16 protein-coding genes and 1 pseudogene are annotated in these 20,226 nt (G+C 45.4%); 9 read left to right on the forward strand and 8 right to left on the reverse strand.

From position 1 onward, the window contains the following. Nucleotides 1-128: 128 nt before the first annotated feature. Nucleotides 129-326, forward strand: a pseudogene (locus AEA42_RS11485) (hypothetical protein); the annotation flags it as partial. Between the two features lie 893 nt (nucleotides 327-1,219). Here AEA42_RS11485 and raiA read toward each other — a convergent pair. After that, nucleotides 1,220-1,576 (reverse strand): ribosome-associated translation inhibitor RaiA, encoded by a 357-nt coding sequence (gene raiA, locus AEA42_RS11490; protein ID WP_037420938.1) that lies wholly within the window; start codon nucleotides 1,574-1,576, stop codon nucleotides 1,220-1,222. Between the two features lie 297 nt (nucleotides 1,577-1,873). Between raiA and AEA42_RS11495 the strand changes: the two genes are divergently transcribed. After that, complete coding sequence (locus AEA42_RS11495; protein WP_055647788.1) at nucleotides 1,874-2,563, forward strand: cytochrome b/b6 domain-containing protein; 690 nt, start codon at nucleotides 1,874-1,876, stop codon at nucleotides 2,561-2,563. 61 nt (nucleotides 2,564-2,624) lie between these two features. Here the strand turns inward: AEA42_RS11495 and AEA42_RS11500 are convergent, their stop codons facing one another. Beyond that, the gene (locus tag AEA42_RS11500) at nucleotides 2,625-3,074 is read right to left on the reverse strand and encodes a cytochrome c (RefSeq protein ID WP_055647789.1); all 450 of its coding nucleotides are present in this window, start codon (nucleotides 3,072-3,074) and stop codon (nucleotides 2,625-2,627) included. Nucleotides 3,075-3,263: 189 nt separating this feature from the next. Here AEA42_RS11500 and trpR point away from each other — a divergent pair, with 189 nt between their 5' ends. Further along, complete coding sequence (gene trpR / locus AEA42_RS11505) at nucleotides 3,264-3,539, forward strand: trp operon repressor (RefSeq protein ID WP_055647790.1); 276 nt, start codon at nucleotides 3,264-3,266, stop codon at nucleotides 3,537-3,539. Nucleotides 3,540-3,570: 31 nt separating this feature from the next. Here trpR and AEA42_RS11510 read toward each other — a convergent pair whose 3' ends face one another. After that, a complete protein-coding gene (locus AEA42_RS11510) occupies nucleotides 3,571-3,948 on the reverse strand; it encodes a hypothetical protein (RefSeq protein ID WP_055647791.1) in 378 nt (125 codons plus the stop codon). 192 nt (nucleotides 3,949-4,140) lie between these two features. After that, on the reverse strand, nucleotides 4,141-4,803 hold the full coding sequence (slyD, locus tag AEA42_RS11515) for a peptidylprolyl isomerase (protein WP_037420923.1): 663 nt from the start codon (nucleotides 4,801-4,803) through the stop codon (nucleotides 4,141-4,143). Nucleotides 4,804-5,446: 643 nt separating this feature from the next. On the opposite strand from slyD, the gene thrA reads away from it, so the two are divergent. The 5 genes from thrA to AEA42_RS11540 all read left to right on the forward strand — a co-directional run bounded on the left by thrA (nucleotide 5,447) and on the right by AEA42_RS11540 (nucleotide 15,091). Further along, nucleotides 5,447-7,915 (forward strand): bifunctional aspartate kinase/homoserine dehydrogenase I, encoded by a 2,469-nt coding sequence (gene thrA / locus AEA42_RS11520; RefSeq protein ID WP_055647792.1) that lies wholly within the window; start codon nucleotides 5,447-5,449, stop codon nucleotides 7,913-7,915. Further along, entirely contained in the window at nucleotides 7,912-8,850 is a 939-nt protein-coding gene (gene thrB, locus AEA42_RS11525; protein ID WP_055647793.1) for a homoserine kinase, read from the forward strand. Before thrA ends, thrB begins: the two co-directional genes overlap by 4 nt. Before the next feature lie 66 nt (nucleotides 8,851-8,916). Beyond that, nucleotides 8,917-10,200, forward strand: coding sequence for a threonine synthase (thrC, locus tag AEA42_RS11530; RefSeq protein WP_055647794.1), 1,284 nt, complete (start codon nucleotides 8,917-8,919; stop codon nucleotides 10,198-10,200). 526 nt (nucleotides 10,201-10,726) lie between these two features. Continuing rightward, the gene (locus tag AEA42_RS11535) at nucleotides 10,727-11,611 is read left to right on the forward strand and encodes a transporter substrate-binding domain-containing protein (protein WP_055647795.1); all 885 of its coding nucleotides are present in this window, start codon (nucleotides 10,727-10,729) and stop codon (nucleotides 11,609-11,611) included. A gap of 195 nt (nucleotides 11,612-11,806) precedes the next feature. Continuing rightward, a complete protein-coding gene (locus tag AEA42_RS11540; RefSeq protein ID WP_055647796.1) occupies nucleotides 11,807-15,091 on the forward strand; it encodes a S41 family peptidase in 3,285 nt (1,094 codons plus the stop codon). 205 nt (nucleotides 15,092-15,296) lie between these two features. Here the strand turns inward: AEA42_RS11540 and AEA42_RS11545 are convergent, their stop codons facing one another. The 4 genes from AEA42_RS11545 to AEA42_RS11560 all read right to left on the reverse strand — a co-directional run bounded on the left by AEA42_RS11545 (nucleotide 15,297) and on the right by AEA42_RS11560 (nucleotide 18,230). Further along, nucleotides 15,297-15,734 carry an OsmC family protein gene (locus tag AEA42_RS11545; RefSeq protein ID WP_055647797.1) on the reverse strand — a complete coding sequence of 146 codons (438 nt, stop codon included), beginning with the start codon at nucleotides 15,732-15,734 and terminating at the stop codon, nucleotides 15,297-15,299. Nucleotides 15,735-15,833: 99 nt separating this feature from the next. Beyond that, a complete protein-coding gene (locus AEA42_RS11550; protein ID WP_037428781.1) occupies nucleotides 15,834-16,184 on the reverse strand; it encodes a DUF3325 domain-containing protein in 351 nt (116 codons plus the stop codon). Next, a complete protein-coding gene (locus AEA42_RS11555; protein WP_055647798.1) occupies nucleotides 16,181-17,860 on the reverse strand; it encodes a PepSY-associated TM helix domain-containing protein in 1,680 nt (559 codons plus the stop codon). The genes AEA42_RS11550 and AEA42_RS11555 overlap by 4 nt, the downstream gene beginning before the upstream one ends. Nucleotide 17,861: 1 nt before the next feature. Continuing rightward, entirely contained in the window at nucleotides 17,862-18,230 is a 369-nt protein-coding gene (locus tag AEA42_RS11560; RefSeq protein WP_037420902.1) for a DUF3649 domain-containing protein, read from the reverse strand. 381 nt (nucleotides 18,231-18,611) lie between these two features. On the opposite strand from AEA42_RS11560, the gene AEA42_RS11565 reads away from it, so the two are divergent. Next, nucleotides 18,612-20,180, forward strand: coding sequence for a PAS domain-containing methyl-accepting chemotaxis protein (locus AEA42_RS11565; RefSeq protein WP_037420899.1), 1,569 nt, complete (start codon nucleotides 18,612-18,614; stop codon nucleotides 20,178-20,180). Nucleotides 20,181-20,226 lie beyond the last annotated feature (46 nt).

Below are 20,226 nucleotides of genomic sequence, written 5' to 3' on the forward strand. Positions count from 1 at the left end.
TTGGAGGTACTCAGGCGGCCTGATTATCAAATCACGGAGAAAGAATTGCTGGCGGCCTGGGTATTATTCGCCAATCAGTTGCTCAAATATGGCTATGCTATGGCTGATTTATGAGGGGATCCTTCAGGGCTGTGCATCGCCAATTTAGAAAGCTCACCAAAACCAAAGGTGCTTTTCCTAATGAAAATAGCTTGTTGAAGCTACTTTACGCAGGCATATTAAACGCCTCAGATAAATGGACCATGCCAATCCACAATTGGAGCCTTTGTTTATCTCAGTTAGCGATTTATTTTGAAGGACGTTTAGATAGCGTGCTGGAAATTTAAAAATTAGCCTGACACAGAATTTTGAACGCCCTCGACGCTTTGTGAATAAACAAACAGATATTGCATTAGATTTGTTTATTCAGCATGTTAACTCACTTTTCAACTTACAACTTTAGCTTACATTTTCACTTACGATTACACTTTAGAACATAGATAAAGAAATCTGGCCGATATTAGTACTTAAAAAGGTACTGGGTATTTTGCTGTTAAGCAGCTCGCCTTGTTCCGTGTTATCTAAATTCTTTTTACTCACTATTTGTAATATGCCCAATTGCTCATATTACCGATAACGCTATTAACCTCCTCATATTGTTTGACTGTTAAGAAGCTAATTCACCTAAAGTGGCCTTTCATGGTACCTATGTGGCTCTATTGCTAACGTCCTCCTCTTGGTTGTTACATTTGTGCTTGAAGAGTGTGTAAGACTTAAACTGGCAATATGATGTAGTAGGTTACTCCTTAATGATCGACTCGTGAGTTAACACCCCTTAGTGTATTTGTCGTTAGTTTTTGGTCATCGGTTTGTACTTTTAGTAACCTCGCATCTCATTTGATAACCAGATGGGAAACGCATAAACATTACAGCTTGGCGTTACCGAATTTATGTGGCTGCTTTAATGCTTTATGTGACTACCTGTGTCACTGTTTTTGAGTGTGAGTTTTGTATGGCGGCGTACTCCTTCTTGTGGTGGTATTAAATGCTATTAAGCTGAAATTCACATCACTTCGATTCTGCTGTCACTTAGTAAAGTGTAGTAGTTCTTTAAAGGTTCACACTCTTTTTACTGGCCATTAGGATGGTCTATCAAACTTTTGCTAAAAAATGTGACCTATTAAACCTTATCTACTTTTATGCTCTCGAAGTGATGTGGTCTCGCACTACATTGAGTAACTTAAGCTGCATCTTCCTCCTCGTAATCATCCTCGACATTAATAGCCTCTTCGGGATGAGCAATGGATGTAAAACGTTGTGCTTCAGGTTTGTGGGTTAAACGATTGAGTTGCTTCTCTAATTTTTGACCCATAGCAGTGATAGCTGCATAAAGATTATCGTGTTTAGCTTGAGCAAAAAGTTCTCCATTTGGGATGCCAACCGACGCTTCAATTTTGAAACCAGGTTTCTCCTCGGTAATAATGACATGGGGATTAATCAACTGCACATCATGTCTAGAAAGTTTCTCCAAACGGCTTTCAATGCGTTCACGGATTGGGGCAGTTACTTCTAATTGCTTGCTCGTAATCTTTAGCATATGTCGAACCTTCTATTTATTTTCTTCAGTTTCAGATTACCAATCTACACCTTTAAAAACGAGATCTAAATCACATTTTTTGTCCGGTTAGATACTGTTCGTTGGATATTTGATCGCTTAGACAAATCTCGGTGATTCTTAGCCAAAAAGGCTTGTATTGGCTATCAGAACAGGCCATATTTGATGGGATAACTCTGCAGTCTTTCCTATCATTTACCTATCTTTACTTTAAGTTTTTCATTAGATCCCGATAAAATACCTTCACTTATTTCATTGTTTCGTCGAGTGGCAGGTATTATGGAAACCGAACATATCAAAGTTAAGGTCTGGGATTTACCCATACGCTTTTTTCACTGGGGCATGGTGGCCCTAATGGCCTTATTGTGGTGGAGCGCCGAAGTGGGCGAAATGCAATGGCACCAGATCTTTGCTTATAGTCTGTTGATCTTGATTGGCTTTCGTCTTTTGTGGGGCTTAATTGGCAGTGATACAGCCAGATTTAGCCACTTCGTGCACCACCCTAGGGTTGTGTTTGAGTATTTAAACGAAGTTCGATCAAAGGGCGTGTCTGTGGTATTAGGACATAATCCGATGGGCGGTTATATGGTGATTGTGTTGATTGCCATTATTAGCTTACAGCTAATTACTGGACTGTTTGCTACCGATGATGTGTTTACCGAAGGTCCGCTATACAGCTATGTGAGTGCTGATACGGGTTCGTTTCTCACTTGGTTACATAAGATGAATTTTAACCTGATCTTAGCCTTAACTGCCGTGCATGTGTTGGCAGTTATTGTGCACGCGCTTAAAGGTGACAAGTTAGTAGGTGCGATGGTTAGCGGTTACAAGCGTGTATCTAAGCTTGAGTACGCAAAGTTAGAGTCTCAGTTGGTTTTTAAATCACTGTGGCTGGCATTAATCCTGCTGTTAATCATCGCAGGCGTTGTATTTACTTATTTGATGTGGCCTGTAGTGCAAGTGCTTTAGCGGATGCTCAGGAGTAAAAAGCCTGTATATTGCAGGCTTTTTACAAGAGATTACGTGAACATTAATCTTTTTTGTAAACGTCATGGCAGCCTTTACAGCTCTTGCCAGTATCCATAAAGGCTTGCTTGATTTCAGCTTGGTCACCTTTCTGAGCAACAGTCGCTAAAATTGCAGCATTTTCTTGGAAGGTTTTCATCTTAGCCTCAAAGTCCGCCTTGTCTTGCCATACTTTGGCTAGGGCTTCGGTATCGCCTTTATCTGAACCTTCAATAAAACCTTCGAAAGGGATGTGTGAAAGCGCAGCGACATTTTTTGCGCGCATCGCAAAGGTTTCAGCATCGAAAGGCTTTTTACCTTTCATCATGGCGCCCATATCACCAAAGTTATAAGCAATTAAGCTGAATCCAGATTGGCGATATTGAATCGCATCTTTTGCATCTTCAAAATTGTGTGCTTGAGCAGTTGAAGCCAATAAGGTACCGGCAACGAGAGTTAGGAGTAATTTTTTCATCGTATTCTCACAAATTAGCGTCGAAGTGTGACATTGCTCTGCTATTGTACACAAATTAACTCAATGTACTAGAAGCAAATTTGTCAGTTTTTGTCTAGATAAGAGGGATAAACGTAACAAGTTATTTGCCGGTAGAGTAAATCTGCTAAACTGCCGTTGTAATGCTTAAACAATACTTATGGGGCGATTATGCGAGCCAATTGGGACTTAGTATTAGAAAAAATTTTGAGCCATGGGAATTATGAAGAGCTGTCGGTATTGTTTCATTTATTGCTGACCGAGGAAGAGCGCAGCGCTATTGCCGGTCGGCTAAAAGTCTTCCAGCTATTGCTAAATGGAGAAATGAGCCAGAGACAAATTGCTGCCGAGTATCAGGTGAGTATTGCGACTATTACCCGTTGTTCAAACTATTTAAAGAATATGGAACCCAGCCATAGGGATAAAATCCAACAGCTTATCAGTTAATTATTTGGGCTCCATTGGACTAGATATTTGATTAAAACCGGGGAGTTGTCGGTATTTTATGTCGGCGGTGGATGGAGCGTCTAACGAGAATATAAAAACTATAACTGAGTAACATAATGGCCAGCAAAGGATAAAGATTTTTAGGGAAAAATTTAAAAATAGCTAAGGCAGAAAAGAGATAAATAAAAGGCAATAAATCGTAAATTGTCTTAGGTAGATATCCAGATTTTCGGCGTTTTACAGGATCGGTTCGGCGATTTTGAGAACGTAAATTGTAAATTCTGGCGCCCAAAACAAACACAACAAGAGCAGCAATCAGCGCATAATCAGGTTCTAGCAGCATAAAGCTTAAACAGCCTAGTACCATATAGCCAAAGGGTAAAACTTCATATACTGGTTTTGCTAACATATGCACTCCGTTGCGTGATGTTTATATCGATTTGAAAATATTGTTTTTTCAGCTGAAAATGCTGTTTGATTTTAAACTTCCCTATTTACCTGCTGATTATAATCATTTGGCGATAAAAAAAGCACCTCCTTATTTAAGGAAGTGCTTTTTTATCAGCTCCTCTGGGAGGGCTATTAGGCTTGTGAACCTACATTAGCCGCGGCAGCCGCAGCCACCGTTGCCATCACATCCCGCTTTAGGTGTGTCACAAGCTTCGTGATCATGGTCATGGTGGTGATGCCCATGGTCATCAGAACCCCCGCAGCAGCCACCAACATCATGACCTGAGCCACCACAGCATCCGCCGCCATGGTCATGTTCATGGCTGTGTCCATGACTGCCACATCCGCCGTGTGCATGAATATGTCCATGGGCAATTTCTTCAGCTGTCGCTTCACGTACATCGATGACTTCAATGCTAAAGCTGAGTGCTTGGCCTGCTAATGGATGGTTGCCATCAACAATCACAACATCATCTTTAACTTCGATGACTTGAACTGGACGCTGGCCCATTTCAGTTTCTGCAATAAAGCGCATACCTGGCACGATGTCTTCGATATCACCAAATGCTTCTAATGGTACTGCCTGGCGAAGGCCATCATGGTACGGACCATAGGCCTCTTCGGCACTGATCGTCACGTCCAGTTTTTCGCCCTTAATTTTACCTTCTAATGCGGCTTCTAATCCTGGGATTAGGTTTTCTGTACCATGCAGATACAACATTGGTTCGGCATCAAAAGAGTCTTCTAAAAGTCTGCCTTCTTGATCTGATAAACGGTAATGAATGGTTACCGCGCTGTGTTGGGTGATCTTCATATCGCCTCCGGTTCGGAATGTGCGCGCATAATAACGCGCTTTTAGGGTGCTGGCGATAATTTGAAGTTGCTTATGTTAGATATCGCACAGCTTTTTGTGAGTTCGATTTACTGAGATTAATGACGATACAAAAGATGAATTGTGGTTTTTTATGAGTTGCCCTTTGTTATGTGTGGAAACAGACTGAAATGCTTTAATTTTCGAATGATGAAAAAATATCATTATAAATTATTTATTTTTTAATAGGTTAAATTGATTGTAATTGTCTAGCATTACGTTTACGTAAACAGTTTTGTATTGATGAAAACGTATTTTTAGCCTATGAAAACTTGATATTTATTAATCTTGAATCACTAATTTACTCAAGTGAAAGATTTGTGCATAAATAATCCAGTTTGGGGGTTGACAAGGTTAGGTGAAAAAGGCAATTCTGTTTAACATCACATTGACATAGATAAGTCTAAACGTATGCATAGCCTTGGTTTCGTAGTAATTACCATTATTACAACCACCACTACAACCAGAGTGGGGGCGGGCTGATACACCCTAAAGAATTTTAACGACGAGCCCGCTTCCCACAAAGAAGCGGGCTTTTTTGTTTTTAGCTTATGTTTCTTAGTCGGGCGCGGTACAGGAGATCAAGATGAAAGTGATGAAATTTGGTGGTACCTCGCTTGCAAATTGGCAGCGATTTTCAATGGCGGCGGATATTGTGGCCAAGGCAGCGAAAGCTGAGCCAGTCGCGACAGTGCTCTCTGCGCCTGCAACAGTGACAAACGCTCTGCTTGAAATGGTCGATGTGGCGGTGAAAGGGGAAGATTATTCACCAGTCATTCAACACGTTGAGCGGGTGTTTACCTCGCTCTATCAGGATGCGGTCAGTTCTGGACTCTCTAGTAGCCAGAGCGAAGTGCTGTTCGCCGGACTAAGCGCGCAGCTTGCACGTTGGCAGGACAGATTACGCGGTATTACGCTGTTGCAGGAATGCCCTGACGGGGTGCGCGCCGAGATCGTGGTTGCGGGTGAGCGTTTGTCTGCTGCGTTGATGGAGCAAGTCATGCTGGCAAAAGGCATTACTTCGGCGCAGCTAGACCCACGTGAACTATTTTTAGGCCGTGGTCGTCCGCTAGAATCCGTGGTCGATATTGCTGTCAGCAAACCGCGATTTAAAAATCTTGCCCTCGATGAGAAGCGGGTTTGGGTGATGCCCGGCTTTACCGCCGCCGATGAAGACGGCAAGGTTGTGACCTTAGGCCGTAACGGTTCTGATTACTCTGCTGCCGTGCTGGCCGCTTGTTTAGATGCTTCAAGCTGCGAGATTTGGACCGACGTTGACGGCGTATACAATACAGATCCTCGGGTTGTTACCGATGCTAAGTTGTTGTCACAGCTCAGTTATCAAGAGGCGATGGAGCTGTCTTACTTTGGGGCTAAGGTGCTGCATCCTAAAACCATTGCGCCTATCGCCCAGTTCCACATCCCCTGTTATATCAAAAACAGCTTTAATCCCGATGCGCCCGGCACTCTGGTATCGAATCAGGCCGATCAGAGCGGCTTGCAGGTTAAAGCCATTTCAAACCTCGATAATCAAACCATGTTTGATGTATCAGGCCCTGGTATGAAAGGCATGGTCGGTATGGCGAGCCGCACACTAGCAGCGATTTCCCGTAGCGGTGTTTCCGTGTCACTCATCACCCAGAGTTCTTGCGAATACAGCATCAGCTTTTGTGTGGCGACCAGTGAGTCCGCCAAGGTGAAATCGGCGCTTGAGCAAGAGTTTGAGTTAGAAATTAAAAGTGACTTGTTAGAACCGATTGCAATGCGCCATGACTTAGCCATTGTCTCGTTAATTGGCGATGGCATGCGTACCCATAAAGGTGTGGCGGCGCGGTTTTTCCAAGCATTAGCGCAGGCGAGTGTGAATATTATCGCGATTGCCCAAGGCTCTTCTGAACGTTCTATTTCAACTGTGATTGAGCAGCGAAAGACCAAACATGCGGTTGCCGCCTGTCATCAGGGCTTTTTCGATGTGCAGCAGTATCTAGATGTGTTTTTAGTGGGGTGTGGTAACGTTGGCGCAGGCTTACTCGAGCAGATCAAACAACAGGCGAGTGTGCTAAAAGAGCAGCACATTAGCATTCGTGTCTGCGGCATCGTGAATTCAAGCAAGATGTTACTCGATAGTGCGGGTATTGATTTAAACAATTGGCAAAACCTGCTTGCCGACAGTCAGCAGCCAAGCGATTTACCTGCGCTATTGGCGTGGGTGAAAGAACAACAATTATTAAACCCTGTGCTGGTGGATTGTACTTCAAGCGATCAAGTATCGAACCAGTATTTAGAGGTGATGAACGCGGGCATGCACGTGGTGACGCCGAATAAAAAGGCCAACACTCGTGATTACGCCTATTACCAAGCTTTGCGTCAAACAGCATTAAAACAACGTCGTCAGTTCCTGTATGAGACCAACGTGGGCGCCGGATTACCCGTTATCGATAACTTGAAGAAACTGTTATTTGCTGGCGATAAGTTACACAAGTTTAACGGTATTTTGTCAGGCTCCTTATCCTTTATCTTCGGTAAACTCGAGGAGTGTATGTCACTTTCTGAGGCGACTAAACTGGCGCGGGAAAAATGCTTTACTGAACCCGATCCTCGCGATGATTTAAGTGGCATGGATGTGGCGCGTAAGGTACTGATTTTGGCCCGTGAAGTGGGTTTGAAACTTGAGCTAAATGATATTGTTGTCGACTCAGTCTTACCCGCAGGTTTTGATGATTCAGGCGATGTGGAAAGTTTTATGGCGCGTTTACCCGAGGCTGATGCGGCGATTGCGGCGCGAGTGGCTGAGGCGAAAGCGCAGGGTAAAGTGCTGCGTTATGTGGGGCAGATTGAAGAAGGCGCGTGCTATGTGCGTATCACCGAAGTCGATGCTACCGATCCACTTTATAGCGTAAAAGGCGGTGAAAATGCCTTGGCATTCTACAGCCGTTATTATCAGCCGATTCCCTTTGTGCTACGTGGTTATGGTGCGGGCACAGAAGTGACTGCGGCAGGTGCCTTTGCCGATGTATTAAGAACCTTAAATTGGACTCGTGAGGTGAGTGTATGAGTTTGACCGTTTACGCTCCCGCCTCTATGGGTAATGTGGGTGTGGGCTTTGATTTATTGGGCGCAGCACTTGCGCCTATCGATGGCAGTTTACTCGGCGATAGAGTCAAGATTGCGGCGGCGGATGCGGGGGTGAGTCTCACTCAAGTGGGAGCTTGGGCGCATAAGTTACCCAGCAATCCCGAAGAGAATATCGTCCATCAATGCGCGGTGTTTTTCTTAAAAGCCCTTGGGAAAGAAAACCAAGGCGTGGCATTAACCCTAGAAAAAAACTTGCCCGTCGGCAGTGGCTTAGGCTCGAGCGCCAGTTCAGTGGTTGCAGCGCTTTACGCGCTTAACGAGCATTTTGAGCGTCCATACGATAAGCAAGCACTACTCGAACTCATGGGCGAATTTGAGGGCAAGATCAGCGGTAGCGTGCATTACGACAATGTCGCGCCCTGTTATTTGGGCGGTATGCAGCTAATGCTCAATGTGCCCGGCGCTATCTGCGAGCCGATCCCCAGTTTTAAACAATGGTATTGGGTGGTGGCGTATCCTGGGATTTCACTCTCTACGGCCATGATGCGTAAACTCATGCCAGAACAATACGATAAGTCAGTGGCCATCGATTTTGGGCGTTATTTGAGTGCCTTTGTGCACGCCTCTTATCAGCAAAACGCCAAGCTTGCGATTCAAGTATTAAAGGATGTATTGGCTGAACCTTACCGCGCAGCGGCGATTCCGGGTTATGACAATGCCAGAGCAGCGCTCGCCGAATTAGGCATGTTAACTACTGGCATCTCGGGCAGCGGGCCAACGCTGTTTTCTGTGACTGACGATCTCGCGATCGCTAACGCCGCTAAGGCGTGGTTAGAGGCTCATTATCTGACCGAAGCGGGGGGCTTTGCCCATGTTTGTCGCCTCGATGAGCAAGGCACGCGCCGAGTCGATTAATTTTCTTACTTTTAAAAGCATTAAGCCCAAGCCTTAAAGGTTTGGCACTGATAAGGTCGAGTGAGCATGGAACTATATAATTTAAAACACCCTTCGCAGAAAGTGAGCTTTAAAGAAGCGGTGCAATTAGGACTTGGTAAAGACAGAGGGTTGTTTTTTCCTACACAAATTCCAGTATTGCACGATATTGAGGCGCTGCTGGCGATGCCTTTTGTCGAGCGCAGTAAAAAAGTGCTCGGTGCTTGGCTCGCCTCTGAATTGGGTCAAGATAGGGTCGATCAACTGGTTGAGCGTGCCTTTAATTTCGATTTGCCCTTAGTGGCAGTCGATGACCAGCGCTCGTGCCTCGAACTTTTCCATGGGCCGACCTTAGCATTTAAGGATTTTGGCGCGCGCTTTATGGCGCAATGCATCAATGTTTTTGCTCAAGACTCGCGCTTAACCATTTTAACGGCGACATCAGGGGATACAGGGGCGGCAGTGGCCGATGCCTTTTATGGTCTAGATAAAGTCAATGTTGTGGTGCTTTATCCTAAGGGCAAAATCAGTGAGCTACAGGAAAAAATGTTCACTACTTTAGGCAAGAACATCCACACAGTCGCGGTTGAGTCAGATTTCGATGCCTGCCAGCACTTAGTCAAACAGGCATTTGAAGATAGCGATGTGCGTGATGGTTTGCATTTAAACTCAGCTAACTCTATCAACATCAGTCGCTTACTGGCACAGATTTGTTATTACTTCGAAGCGGTCGCCCAATCGAAACAGCGCCATGAGGCCGATCCTGTTATTGCCGTGCCCAGTGGTAATTTTGGTAATCTCACCGCGGGTTTGTTTGCTAAAGCCATGGGGTTACCCGTTAAACGTTTTATTGCTGCTACTAATGCGAATGACACAGTGCCACGCTATTTAGAGAGTGGCGATTGGCAGCCTAATCCCACTCAAGCCACTATGTCCAATGCGATGGATGTGAGTGAGCCAAGCAACTGGCCGCGCGTTGAAGCTATTTGCGAGAAACTCGGTTGGCCATTGGCTGACTTAGTGGGGATTCGCCTGTCAGAGGTGCAAACCTCGGAGGCGTTAGCAGATCTTTATGCTAAAGGTTATGTATCTGAGCCCCATGCAGCGATTGCGGCTAAAGCGTTAACCCTTAACTTAGTGCCTGATGAAGTAGGGATATTTTTAGGTACGGCCCATCCCGCTAAGTTTAAGGATGTGGTCGACAGGGAGCTTGCCCTTAACTTACCCCTTCCGCCTGAATTAAAAGTGGTAGAGCACAAAACAATATTATCGGCTGAATTACCAGCTGATTTTGCCCAGCTAAAAAACCATTTATTTGCGGTATTAAACTAGGGTGTGTTGACGTTTCGTGATTAAATTTTGTTCGTTCTGGCAAGCTCATGCTCACGAAGCGAGGAATGAAGTGTAGTTATTCTACTCAAATGACGAGTGACAAAGAGCAAGTGCTTGCCAGACGAACCCTTTGGGCAGCACTTGGCTGAAGTTTCTGCTGCGTTATCGTCCGTTTATGTAGAATGCTACACAGCACTGACTTTGCCTTGCATAAACATCAGCCAAATTGCTGCAAAAATAACCCTGAAACGTCAACACGCCCTAATCTTTTAAACGACGATAAACAGGAACTTGATGAAATACAAAGGGAGTCGTTTGACTCCTTTTGTATAGATGTTTTTATTATTGTTCACGCTAGTTCGACCAATGGACTGTACAGAGCAACTTGATGGCATCAAGTTGGGATGCCGACTAAGCTTAGATCGAGTCATAAATAAGCCGTAGTAGCTTACATAGCATTAAGCCGTAAAAACTGAGCATTAAGCCGTAAAATCATCGAAGAATAACTCGCGACGGGGCAACGATAATGCCAAAGTGCATTTTTCAGTTTAGCCATATCTTGCTGTTATATATTTTTATTTTCCCCGCTTGGAGTGTTCCATCCGAAGCGAATGCTTCCGCTTGTTCGAATCCCATTAAAGTCGGTTATAACGATTGGCCTCCCTATGCCTGGCAAGATATGCAGGGGGAGGCTCAAGGACTGGATGTTGAATTACTGCGCGCGTTTGCTGAGTTTTTGGGATGTGAGATTAACTTTATCAATGTCCCTGCGAAGCGTTCACATCAAATGCTGAAAAGTGGCTCACTAGATATAATGATGGGTGCTACAAAAACCGTCGAGCGTGAAGAATATTCATTTTTTTCAGATCCCTACCGTGATGAAGAAGTGCGCTTATTCGTATTAGATGAAAACAAAGACAATGTTAAGTTAGAACGATGGCAGGATATTTTTACTCAAAAGTTGCGGCTATTAGTGCCAATCAGTGGTTGGTATGGTGCCGATTATGAGAACACTCGAGAACGTTTAGCACTGGAAAACTTATTGATACTGAGTCCTGATGTCGACAAATCAGTGCAAATGCTCACTTATGACAGAGCGGATCTGATGATTGGGGATGCTATAGCGATGCCCTATATTGCAAGTCAACACCAAGGGATCAGGTTATCAGCACTTAAACCGATATTGGACCATAATCCGATACACTTAATGCTAAGTAAGCAGAGTATGTCTCCCCTGCAGTTAGCGCAATTTAATCGTGCCATTAAGGCGTTAACAATCAATGGTGAAATTGCGCGAATTGTCTATAAATGGCAGCAAATTTCGCTGGCACAGCAATCGAAAATCAGCAATCAACATGGTCCATTTTATCGCTTGTATGCTGGGTTATTAACGTTTGATATAGCAAGATAAGCGCTATTCTAATGAGTATGCAAAATGGTAAGTCTATGACACATTTGCTAAAACATCTCTTATTTTAAGTTACTGCTCTCTCTATCAATTTCTGCTAGCTTGTTGGGTTACTGGGTTAGACTTTGGGTCATTATTGGTGAATTTTGCCCACTTGAAAGTCCATTGCTAACAATAACAATAGGATAGAGATTACACATGAAACTTCGTCACTCCGTTGCCTGCTGCATGCTCGCCCTTGGCACTTTGTCTGCAGCGCAGGTATTTGCAGCACAATCGACTAGCAATCAAGGTTATTACCGCGCGCCAGCGTTGCATGACCAGACCTTAGTGTTTACCGCTGAAGGGGATCTGTGGACGCAAACCCTAGGCCAAAAGGCGGCGACGCGCTTGACTACCTTGCCAGCTGAAGAACTGGGCGCGGCAATGTCTGCCGATGGTAAATGGGTGGCCTATGTGGCCAATTATGAGGGCGCGAGTGAGGTTTATGTGATACCAGTGGCTGGTGGTGTGGCCAAACGCGTGAGTTTCGAAAACAGCCGAGTGCGCGTGCAAGGGTGGACCAGTAAAGGAGAGGTGCTTTATTCCACCGACACTGGCTTTGGCCCCGCGAATAATTGGATGCTGCGACTGGTGAACCCTGAAACCTTGGCGACGACCGACTTACCACTTGCCGATGCGGTGGAAGGGGTGATCGATGCCAATAATCAGTATGTCTATTTTACCCGTTTCGGCCTGCAGGTGACGGGCGATAATGCAAAAGTATATCGCGGCGGCGCTAAGGGCGAATTATGGCGCTTTAAACTGGGTGGTAAAGACGAGGCACAATTACTTAGCAAGCAGCACCAAGGCTCGGTCCGCCAACCTATGCTATGGCAAGACAGACTCTATTTTATTAGCGATAGCGATGGTAATGACAATCTCTGGTCAATGGCGCTTGATGGCAGTGATGCTAAACAGTTGACTCAGTATAAAGATTGGCAAATGCGCGCTGCCCGTATGGATCAAGGCAAAGTGGTGTTCCAGTTGGGCGCAGATATTCATGTTTTTGATATCGCCTCCGCTAAAGACTCATTATTAGATATTGAATTAACCTCCGATTTTGCCCAACGTCGCGAACATTGGGTAAAAGATCCGATGGATTATGCGACCTCCGCTAATCTTGCCCTTGCTGGCGATAAAGTGGTGATTACCGCCCGCAGTCATGTGGCGATTGCTGGGACTGATGGCTCGCGGTTAGTGCAAGTCGCGCTTCCTGGCACTTATCGGGTACGCAATGCCATTCTGAGTCAGGACGGCAAGTCGGTTTACGCCATCAGCGATATGAGCGGCCAACAGGAAATTTGGCAATTTCCTGCCGATGGCAGCAGTGGTGCTAAACAGCTTACTAAAGATGGTCATACTTTTAGAATGTCGCTGAGTCAGTCAAGCGATGGTCGTTATCTTGCCCATGACGATAACGACGGTAATGTGTGGCTATTGGATTTAAAGAAAAATACAAACCAAAAAATCATCAGCAACGGTGAGGGACTTGGTCCCTACGCTGATATTCGCTGGTCTAGTGACAGTCGTTTTATCGCGCTAACCAAAGCTGAAATCGGCAAGCAAAGGCCACAAATCGTACTCTATTCGGTGGATGAGAATAAGGCCCAAGCACTCACCAGTGACAAGTATGAATCCTATTCACCGACTTTTAGTAGTGATGGCCAGTGGTTATATTTCCTCTCCAATCGCCAGTTTACCGCAACGCCAAGTTCACCTTGGGGTGACCGCAATATGGGGCCAGTGTTTGATAAGCGCAGCCAGATTTTTGCGATCGCCTTAGTGAAGAATGCCAAGTTCCCCTTCAGTAAACCAACGGAATTAGTGGCAAAGGCGGCAGAAAAAGCTGACTCAAAAGATAAACCGACGCCTGTAAAAATTGATTGGGCGGGAATTAGTGAGCGTTTATGGCAAGTACCTGTTGATTCGGGTAATTACAGCCAGCTATCCGCCATTGATGGTCGTTTGTATGTACTCGACCAAGCGATTGGTGACGAAAGCCAACCTAATCTCATGACAGTTAAGTTCACTGAACAGCGCCCTAAAGTCGAAGTGTTTGCTGAAGATGTGGCTAACTACAGTGTCTCTGCTGATGGTCAAAAGTTGTTGCTGCGTAAACAAAGTGATGAAAAGTCGCTGATGATTGTTGATGTGGGCGATAAACTCGGCGATACCGACAATGCCAAGGTACAGACTGACCAATGGCAATTAGCGATTTCGCCAAGCTTAGAATGGCAACAAATGTTTGAAGATGCGTGGTTAATGCATAGAGATTCCTTCTTCGATAAAAAAATGCGCGGTCTCGATTGGCAGGCAACCAAGGCTAAGTACCAACCATTACTCGCACGTTTAACGGATCGTAATGAGCTAAACGATATCTTTATGCAGATGATGGGCGAGTTAGATTCGTTGCACTCGCAGGTGCGTGGTGGTGATTTGCCGAAGGACCCTGATGCAGCTAAGGGCGCGAGTTTAGGCGCTCGATTACAGCAAACTAGCGACGGGGTGAAAATTGCCCACATTTATCGAAATGATCCCGAACTGCCGAGCCAAGCATCACCTTTGAGCCGTATTGAAGTCGATGCGAAAGAAGGCGATGTGCTACTCGCCATCAATGGCACGCCGGTGGGCAATGTGGCTGATGTGACCCGCTTATTGCGTAATCAACAGGATAAGCAAGTGTTACTGGAGCTTAAACGTGGTAGCCAAAGCCATAAAACCGTGGTGATGCCTGTGAGCACTCTGGTCGATGGCCAATTACGTTATTTAGATTGGGTTAATCATAATGCTGAGGTCGTGACCAAGGCGAGCCAGGGCAAGATGGGTTATCTGCACTTATATGCCATGGGCGGCGGCGATATTGAGAGCTTCGCCCGTGAGTTTTACACCAATTATGATAAAGACGGTCTGATTATCGACGTTCGCCGTAACCGCGGTGGCAATATTGATAGTTGGATTATCGAAAAACTGTTACGCCGCGCCTGGGCATTTTGGCAGCCAACCCATGGCACGCCTAATACCAATATGCAGCAAACTTTCCGTGGGCATTTAGTGGTGTTAACCGACGAGCTGACTTACTCAGATGGTGAAACCTTCTCGGCGGGGATCAAGGCGCTGGGAATTGCTCCGCTCATCGGTAAGCAAACGGCGGGTGCTGGCGTGTGGTTATCGGGTCGTAACTCACTCACAGATAAAGGGATGGCGCGGGTCGCCGAATATCCGCAGTATGCGATGGATGGTCGCTGGGTACTCGAAGGTCATGGTGTAACACCGGATATCGAGGTGGATAACTTACCCTTTGCGACCTTTAACGGCCACGATGCACAGCTCGAAACCGCCATTAGCTATCTTAAGGATGAATTGATTAAGCAGCCTATTCCAGCATTGAAGGCGCAACCTATGCCAGCGAAAGGTATGGCGGAAGATATAAAGGCTAAGTAGTTGGCTTAACGTAAATTTTTAACCGAAATTTAAGCTAATTCAGCTAAGCTGAGTCTGTTCAATGTTAGGGCGTGGTCTTGTAGTTCCCAAGACCACGCCCATTTTTTTGCCTATAGATTTGGTGCTGGTTAACGGTTCATCGTTATTTTTGCGGCAAGGTAATTGGTCTATGGCAAGTCTATCTGCATGAACTTGCCTATAACCATCAAAACTTTATTTGAATATCCGTTGCTAAGCTATTAGCGATAAAGCAGTTTGCATGGGCTTTTTCGTGAATTTTCTCAAGTGTTTCCTGAGTGACTTCCACACCTTCAGCAAAAACGACCTTAGGATTTAAGATCATTTTAGTGACGGCAAGTTTACCAGCTTCATTTTTTCCTAGTTCCGCAGATGCTTCATCGACATAGGACACGACGGGGAGGCGTTTGAGGTGCGCAATAGCGAGGAAGGTCAGCATATGGCAGGAAGACAGCGCCGCGAGTAGGCTTTCCTCTGGATTGACAAAATGTGCATTGCCCTTGTATTCAGGGGCTGAGGATGCCTGAATCGTTTGACCGCTGCCAAAGGTAATACTGTGATCACGGCAAAATTCGCCTTCTTCTGCTGGCGAGGTTTGCCAATTCACTGTTAAGTTAAAGCCCATGTTTTTCTCCTTATTGCAGGACATCTGGGCACTATAGCTTAGCTAAAAAGACTTCTCCAGCATGGGGCGCACAGTTTAGTGCGCCATCTGTGAAACGGTTTAGATCCCACCACTTAACAGTAAGCTGCCAGTCAATACACTGCCAGTGACTATCCCTATGGGAAGGTGGCGTGGGCTATAGCTTAGGGTCAAAATCACTAACATGGCGGCTAGTGAGATGATCCCCATAAACAGAATACTGCCATAGGTCCAGCCTTGCCCGTGGGCGCAGGTGCTTAAGCTAATGATTAATAACAGCCAAGCAAACAGGGTTAACAGGCGGCTCTGCCATTGTGACGGTGGGCGTTTAAACACATCTTTAAAGTGGCCAAACTTAGCTAACGCAAACAGCGCAAGGGAGAGATAACTAAGCCCGAGAATGCCGAGCATAGGGATAAATTCTGGCATCATGACTTTGCTTCCTCCAAGGGCGATGAGGTAAGTTCGGTTGCGTAAGTGGTCTCAACGGGTTTTCGCATAGGTTTTTTATCTGAAATAGTATTTTTTCGATTCGGTTTTTGCAGTGTTTTTGCCACCACTGAGAGTTTGGTGCTGGCAAATAGCATTACTACACCGATTAAAACCGCTAACACATCAAAACCAACCAAAGCCCACTGTTGAGACTGGATATTATCAATAAAGTGGCTTGGCGATGTGAGTGCATTGAGTATGGGCAGCGCACAATAGAGTGTGCCAATCAGCACCAGAGCTATTTGCCAATCGCGTCTGCTGCGCCCGAAAAATGCCCACACGCCCATAGCACCTAAAGCAATAAAGAAGCTATGTACTTCCCAAGCAGAACGCGTTGCAAAATCGGCGGGTAATATGCGATTGGCATAGAAAAATGCAGCCGCACCCAAGGGCAAGCCTAAGATAAACATGAAGTTTAATCCCTCAACTAAGCGCAGGCCACGGCTCGGTTTCTCACCTTTATCGATTGTCTTTTGCTGTTTCTGGCGCAAACGAATTGCCCACATTAAGGTGCCAGTCGCTACCATGGCGCAGCCGAGTAAGCCGCAGAAGAAGAACAAAATACGCAGCAACGGCGCAGCAAAACGCGCGGTGTGCAGTGACATCATAGTGTCGTAGGTTGCCACCGTTCCTGACACTTCGTGTGGACTGGCGTATTTGAGTTCACCTGTCACGCCGTTAAACACGAGGAGTGTTGATTCATCGGTGACATCTTTGCCAGTATTTTGATAGAAGGTCACTTGGCTATTTTTATCTTGAGGATAGGAAACAATCACCTGCTTGATTGGCGCATTGCCCCATTCAGCCTGAACTTGGGGTAACAGTTGGCTTAAACGTACTTGCTCGGCATAAATGCCCGAGGCCTTCTCCGTTTGTCTTGCCGGATTGAGTTCTTTTAAAAAGGCTTGATTATCCTCAGGATAAGCTGTGCTTACCGTCCATGGGATATAGATCAGCATCAAGGTAATAAGGCCGGTATAGGTGATCATCAGATGATAAGGCAGCGCAATAACAGAACTGACATTATGTGCATCGAGCCAAGAGCGTGCGCCCTTGTTTTGACGAAAACTAAATAAATCCTTAAAGATACGCTTATGGATAACGATACCGCTGATAAGGGCAATCAGCATAAACATAGTGCAGACGCCCACAATGTAGCGCGCTGTAATGGCGGGCATATAGTGCAGGTCGAAATGTAAACGATAGAAGAAGTCACCCCCACGACTATCGCGGACGTCAGTGATGACGCCACTCCCATCAGCAAGTGCCGTATGTTGCTCGATTTTGCCGCGACGTTGCCCTTTTTCAGGCGGCAGTTGCCAAGCAAAGCTAAGCATAGGACTGCGCTGGGTCGGAAAGTTTATTAACCAGCGTTGTGTTTCCGCTGGCGAATGACTCTCGATATAGTGTTGGCCCTTATCAAGCTGGCTTATTAATTGATTTGCTTGATAGTCTTGAAATGTACCGCGGTGAAGTTCTGGCTCAGCCCATAGGCTGATTTCATGGCGGAAATAACTCAGGCTGCCTGCAAAGAAGATCAGCAATAATACCCAGCAAACGAGTAAACCCGCCCAAGTGTGTAGCCAAGATAAGGTTCTAAAAAAGGTTTCTTTCATCTTACTGTCCACACACCTTAAGCAGAGTAAAACACAGGAGGCTAAATAACATCAGATCCCGCCACGCATGCCAGGTTTTACGCACGCAAAAGGCATAAATAATGGCGATGGCATAAAACAAGAATGCCAGCATATTGGCCGTTAATGTGCTCTCAAATCGAGACATTGGCAGTATTTGAGTCAGTAAACAGGCCAGCGTTGCCGCTGCAATATAGCCAGCCAATAACGCAGCACTCGCGCGAACAAATACCTGCAAACCAAATTGAGTTTGCTCTTGTTTTAGCCACCGAATGGCGGCTTGAAAATAACCCGATACAGGACGTACAGCTATCGCTGAGAGGGGGGAATTTGATGTTGGGATATGTGACATAAGTGCTACTTATTTCAGTCAATATTAAACGGTTAATCCAAATGCCAATTCAGCCATAGCTGAATACAGCGGGCATTCTGATGAGCTATCAGGCTATTGTTTTGATGATTATAACGCAGTTGATTTAAATGATAAACAATATCATTTGCATTTATTGAGGCGGTGCACAAAATATCCTTAACGCATTTTGAGTGCTAGCTCGCGTTATGCGTAACCCTGTGCAATATGTCACAAATGTTTGGTTTTATTGATGAGATTGATCTTACTTGTTTAGCATTTGGTTAAATTTTCTGCTTTCAGTGTGAACTTAATCAAAGTAGGTGTTCTGTCATTTTGGCAAAATCCCCTGCAACTTTCACTTGGAGTCATTTTGATATCCCTATGCAAACACATTCAAAAAAAGGTGAAAAACACCTATCTGAAAACGCAATCCTACTCTCTACGACCGATTTGAAAGGAAACATTAAGTACGTTAATCAAACCTTTTCGCAGATAAGTGAATATAGCGTTACTGAGTTGCAAGGGAGTCCTCACAATATCGTTCGTCACGAGGATATGCCTGCCGCTGCGTTTAAAATGCTTTGGGATAGAATTAAAAGCGGCAAACCTTGGATGGGCATAGTCAAAAACAAGACCAAAACTGGCGGTTACTATTGGGTCAATGCCTATGTTGCACCTGTATATGAAGATGGCAAAATTCATGAATATCAATCAGTACGTCGCCAGGCGACACCTGAGCAAATCAGAGCAGCTGAAGATGTTTATCAAGGCATTAATCAAGGTAAACAACCTAAAGCATTAAAAAAAGATAGATTAGGATTTCGGGGGAAAATTCTATCCTCCATGTTTTTAGCTATTGCGGCGACGGCGTTTTTGGCATGTTACTCCCCTTTATTAGCCGCACTTGTGGGGGCTTTAGTTGCTTGGGTATTGTGGTACAAGCTTATGCAACCATTACAAGCATTAGTTAGCGTTGCTACTCATATTATTGATGATCCCGTCGCGATGGGGATTTATACCGGTAGACAGGATGAAATCGGGAAAATTGATCTGGCTCTGCGGTTTTTAATTACTGAAATCGGTGGGGTTGTTGGCCGGATGGCGGATTCTGCAAGTGAAATACAAGAGCAGAGCGTCAATCTCAAACAAACCATCACTAATACCTGGGAGCATGCCGATAGTCAGAGCGTGCAAACCACTCAGGCGGCAACGGCTATGGAACAAATGAGTGCCAGTTTTGCTGAGGTAACAGATAATATCCATCGCACGGCATCTGAAATGGTCTCCAGCCATGAGGCTGCACAGCGCGGCCATTCACGGCTTGAAACTGTTATCGAAGCTATCCATCAACTGAGTGTACAGGTGAGCCATTTTTCAGATGTCGTCCAAACCATAGAGCAGGATAGCCAAGCGATTTATCAAGTGTTAGAAGTTATTCGCTCTATTGCCGACCAAACTAATCTACTGGCGCTTAATGCGGCAATTGAAGCGGCACGGGCTGGGGAGACTGGCCGGGGATTTGCTGTCGTTGCCGATGAGGTGCGGCAATTGTCTAGCCGAACCAGTCAGTCAACTTCACAAATTGAGCAAATTGTGAGTCGCTTTAAAGACAGCACGCAAAAAGCGACATCGACGATGACGGCCGGACAGGAGCAGGTTAAGCGCTCAGTCTCTTTAGCGCAGGATGCCAGTGTGGCTTTTGGTGAGTTGTTATCCTCTATCGCTCGGATCAACTCTTTAAGTGATGACAATGCCGCAGCAATGACTCAACAGACATCTGTGGCGGCGGAAATTAGCCGTGCTATCCATGTGATCAGCGATTTGGCGCAGCAGAGTTTAGAGCAGACTCAAGATGCGGCGGCAAGGGGCGAGCAGGTTTCGCGCTTATCGACAAAAACTCATCACCTATCGCAGCAATTTTGGCAACAAAGCGTGCAGCGTAAGTATTAGCACTTGGCATTCAACTGGTTGGTTTATTTTTTGTCGGTTATAAATC

This window comes from Shewanella sp. Sh95 (assembly GCF_001308045.1).
GTDB classification, from domain to species: Bacteria; Pseudomonadota; Gammaproteobacteria; order Enterobacterales; family Shewanellaceae; genus Shewanella; species Shewanella xiamenensis.

Excerpts from the sequence above, each read along its gene's own strand:
- AEA42_RS11500 (WP_055647789.1), bottom strand. The coding sequence starts at position 3,074 with ATGAAAAAATTACTCCTAACTCTCGTTGCCGGTACCTTATTGGCTTCA.
- AEA42_RS11565 (WP_037420899.1), top strand. The coding sequence starts at position 18,612 with ATGCAAACACATTCAAAAAAAGGTGAAAAACACCTATCTGAAAACGCA.
- AEA42_RS11550 (WP_037428781.1), bottom strand. The coding sequence starts at position 16,184 with ATGATGCCAGAATTTATCCCTATGCTCGGCATTCTCGGGCTTAGTTAT.
- thrC (WP_055647794.1), top strand. The coding sequence starts at position 8,917 with ATGGAACTATATAATTTAAAACACCCTTCGCAGAAAGTGAGCTTTAAA.
- thrA (WP_055647792.1), top strand. The coding sequence starts at position 5,447 with ATGAAAGTGATGAAATTTGGTGGTACCTCGCTTGCAAATTGGCAGCGA.
- slyD (WP_037420923.1), bottom strand. The coding sequence starts at position 4,803 with ATGAAGATCACCCAACACAGCGCGGTAACCATTCATTACCGTTTATCA.
- AEA42_RS11540 (WP_055647796.1), top strand. The coding sequence starts at position 11,807 with ATGAAACTTCGTCACTCCGTTGCCTGCTGCATGCTCGCCCTTGGCACT.
- AEA42_RS11555 (WP_055647798.1), bottom strand. The coding sequence starts at position 17,860 with ATGAAAGAAACCTTTTTTAGAACCTTATCTTGGCTACACACTTGGGCG.
- AEA42_RS11535 (WP_055647795.1), top strand. The coding sequence starts at position 10,727 with ATGCCAAAGTGCATTTTTCAGTTTAGCCATATCTTGCTGTTATATATT.
- AEA42_RS11510 (WP_055647791.1), bottom strand. The coding sequence starts at position 3,948 with ATGTTAGCAAAACCAGTATATGAAGTTTTACCCTTTGGCTATATGGTA.
- AEA42_RS11560 (WP_037420902.1), bottom strand. The coding sequence starts at position 18,230 with ATGTCACATATCCCAACATCAAATTCCCCCCTCTCAGCGATAGCTGTA.
- trpR (WP_055647790.1), top strand. The coding sequence starts at position 3,264 with ATGCGAGCCAATTGGGACTTAGTATTAGAAAAAATTTTGAGCCATGGG.
- raiA (WP_037420938.1), bottom strand. The coding sequence starts at position 1,576 with ATGCTAAAGATTACGAGCAAGCAATTAGAAGTAACTGCCCCAATCCGT.
- AEA42_RS11495 (WP_055647788.1), top strand. The coding sequence starts at position 1,874 with ATGGAAACCGAACATATCAAAGTTAAGGTCTGGGATTTACCCATACGC.
- thrB (WP_055647793.1), top strand. The coding sequence starts at position 7,912 with ATGAGTTTGACCGTTTACGCTCCCGCCTCTATGGGTAATGTGGGTGTG.
- AEA42_RS11545 (WP_055647797.1), bottom strand. The coding sequence starts at position 15,734 with ATGGGCTTTAACTTAACAGTGAATTGGCAAACCTCGCCAGCAGAAGAA.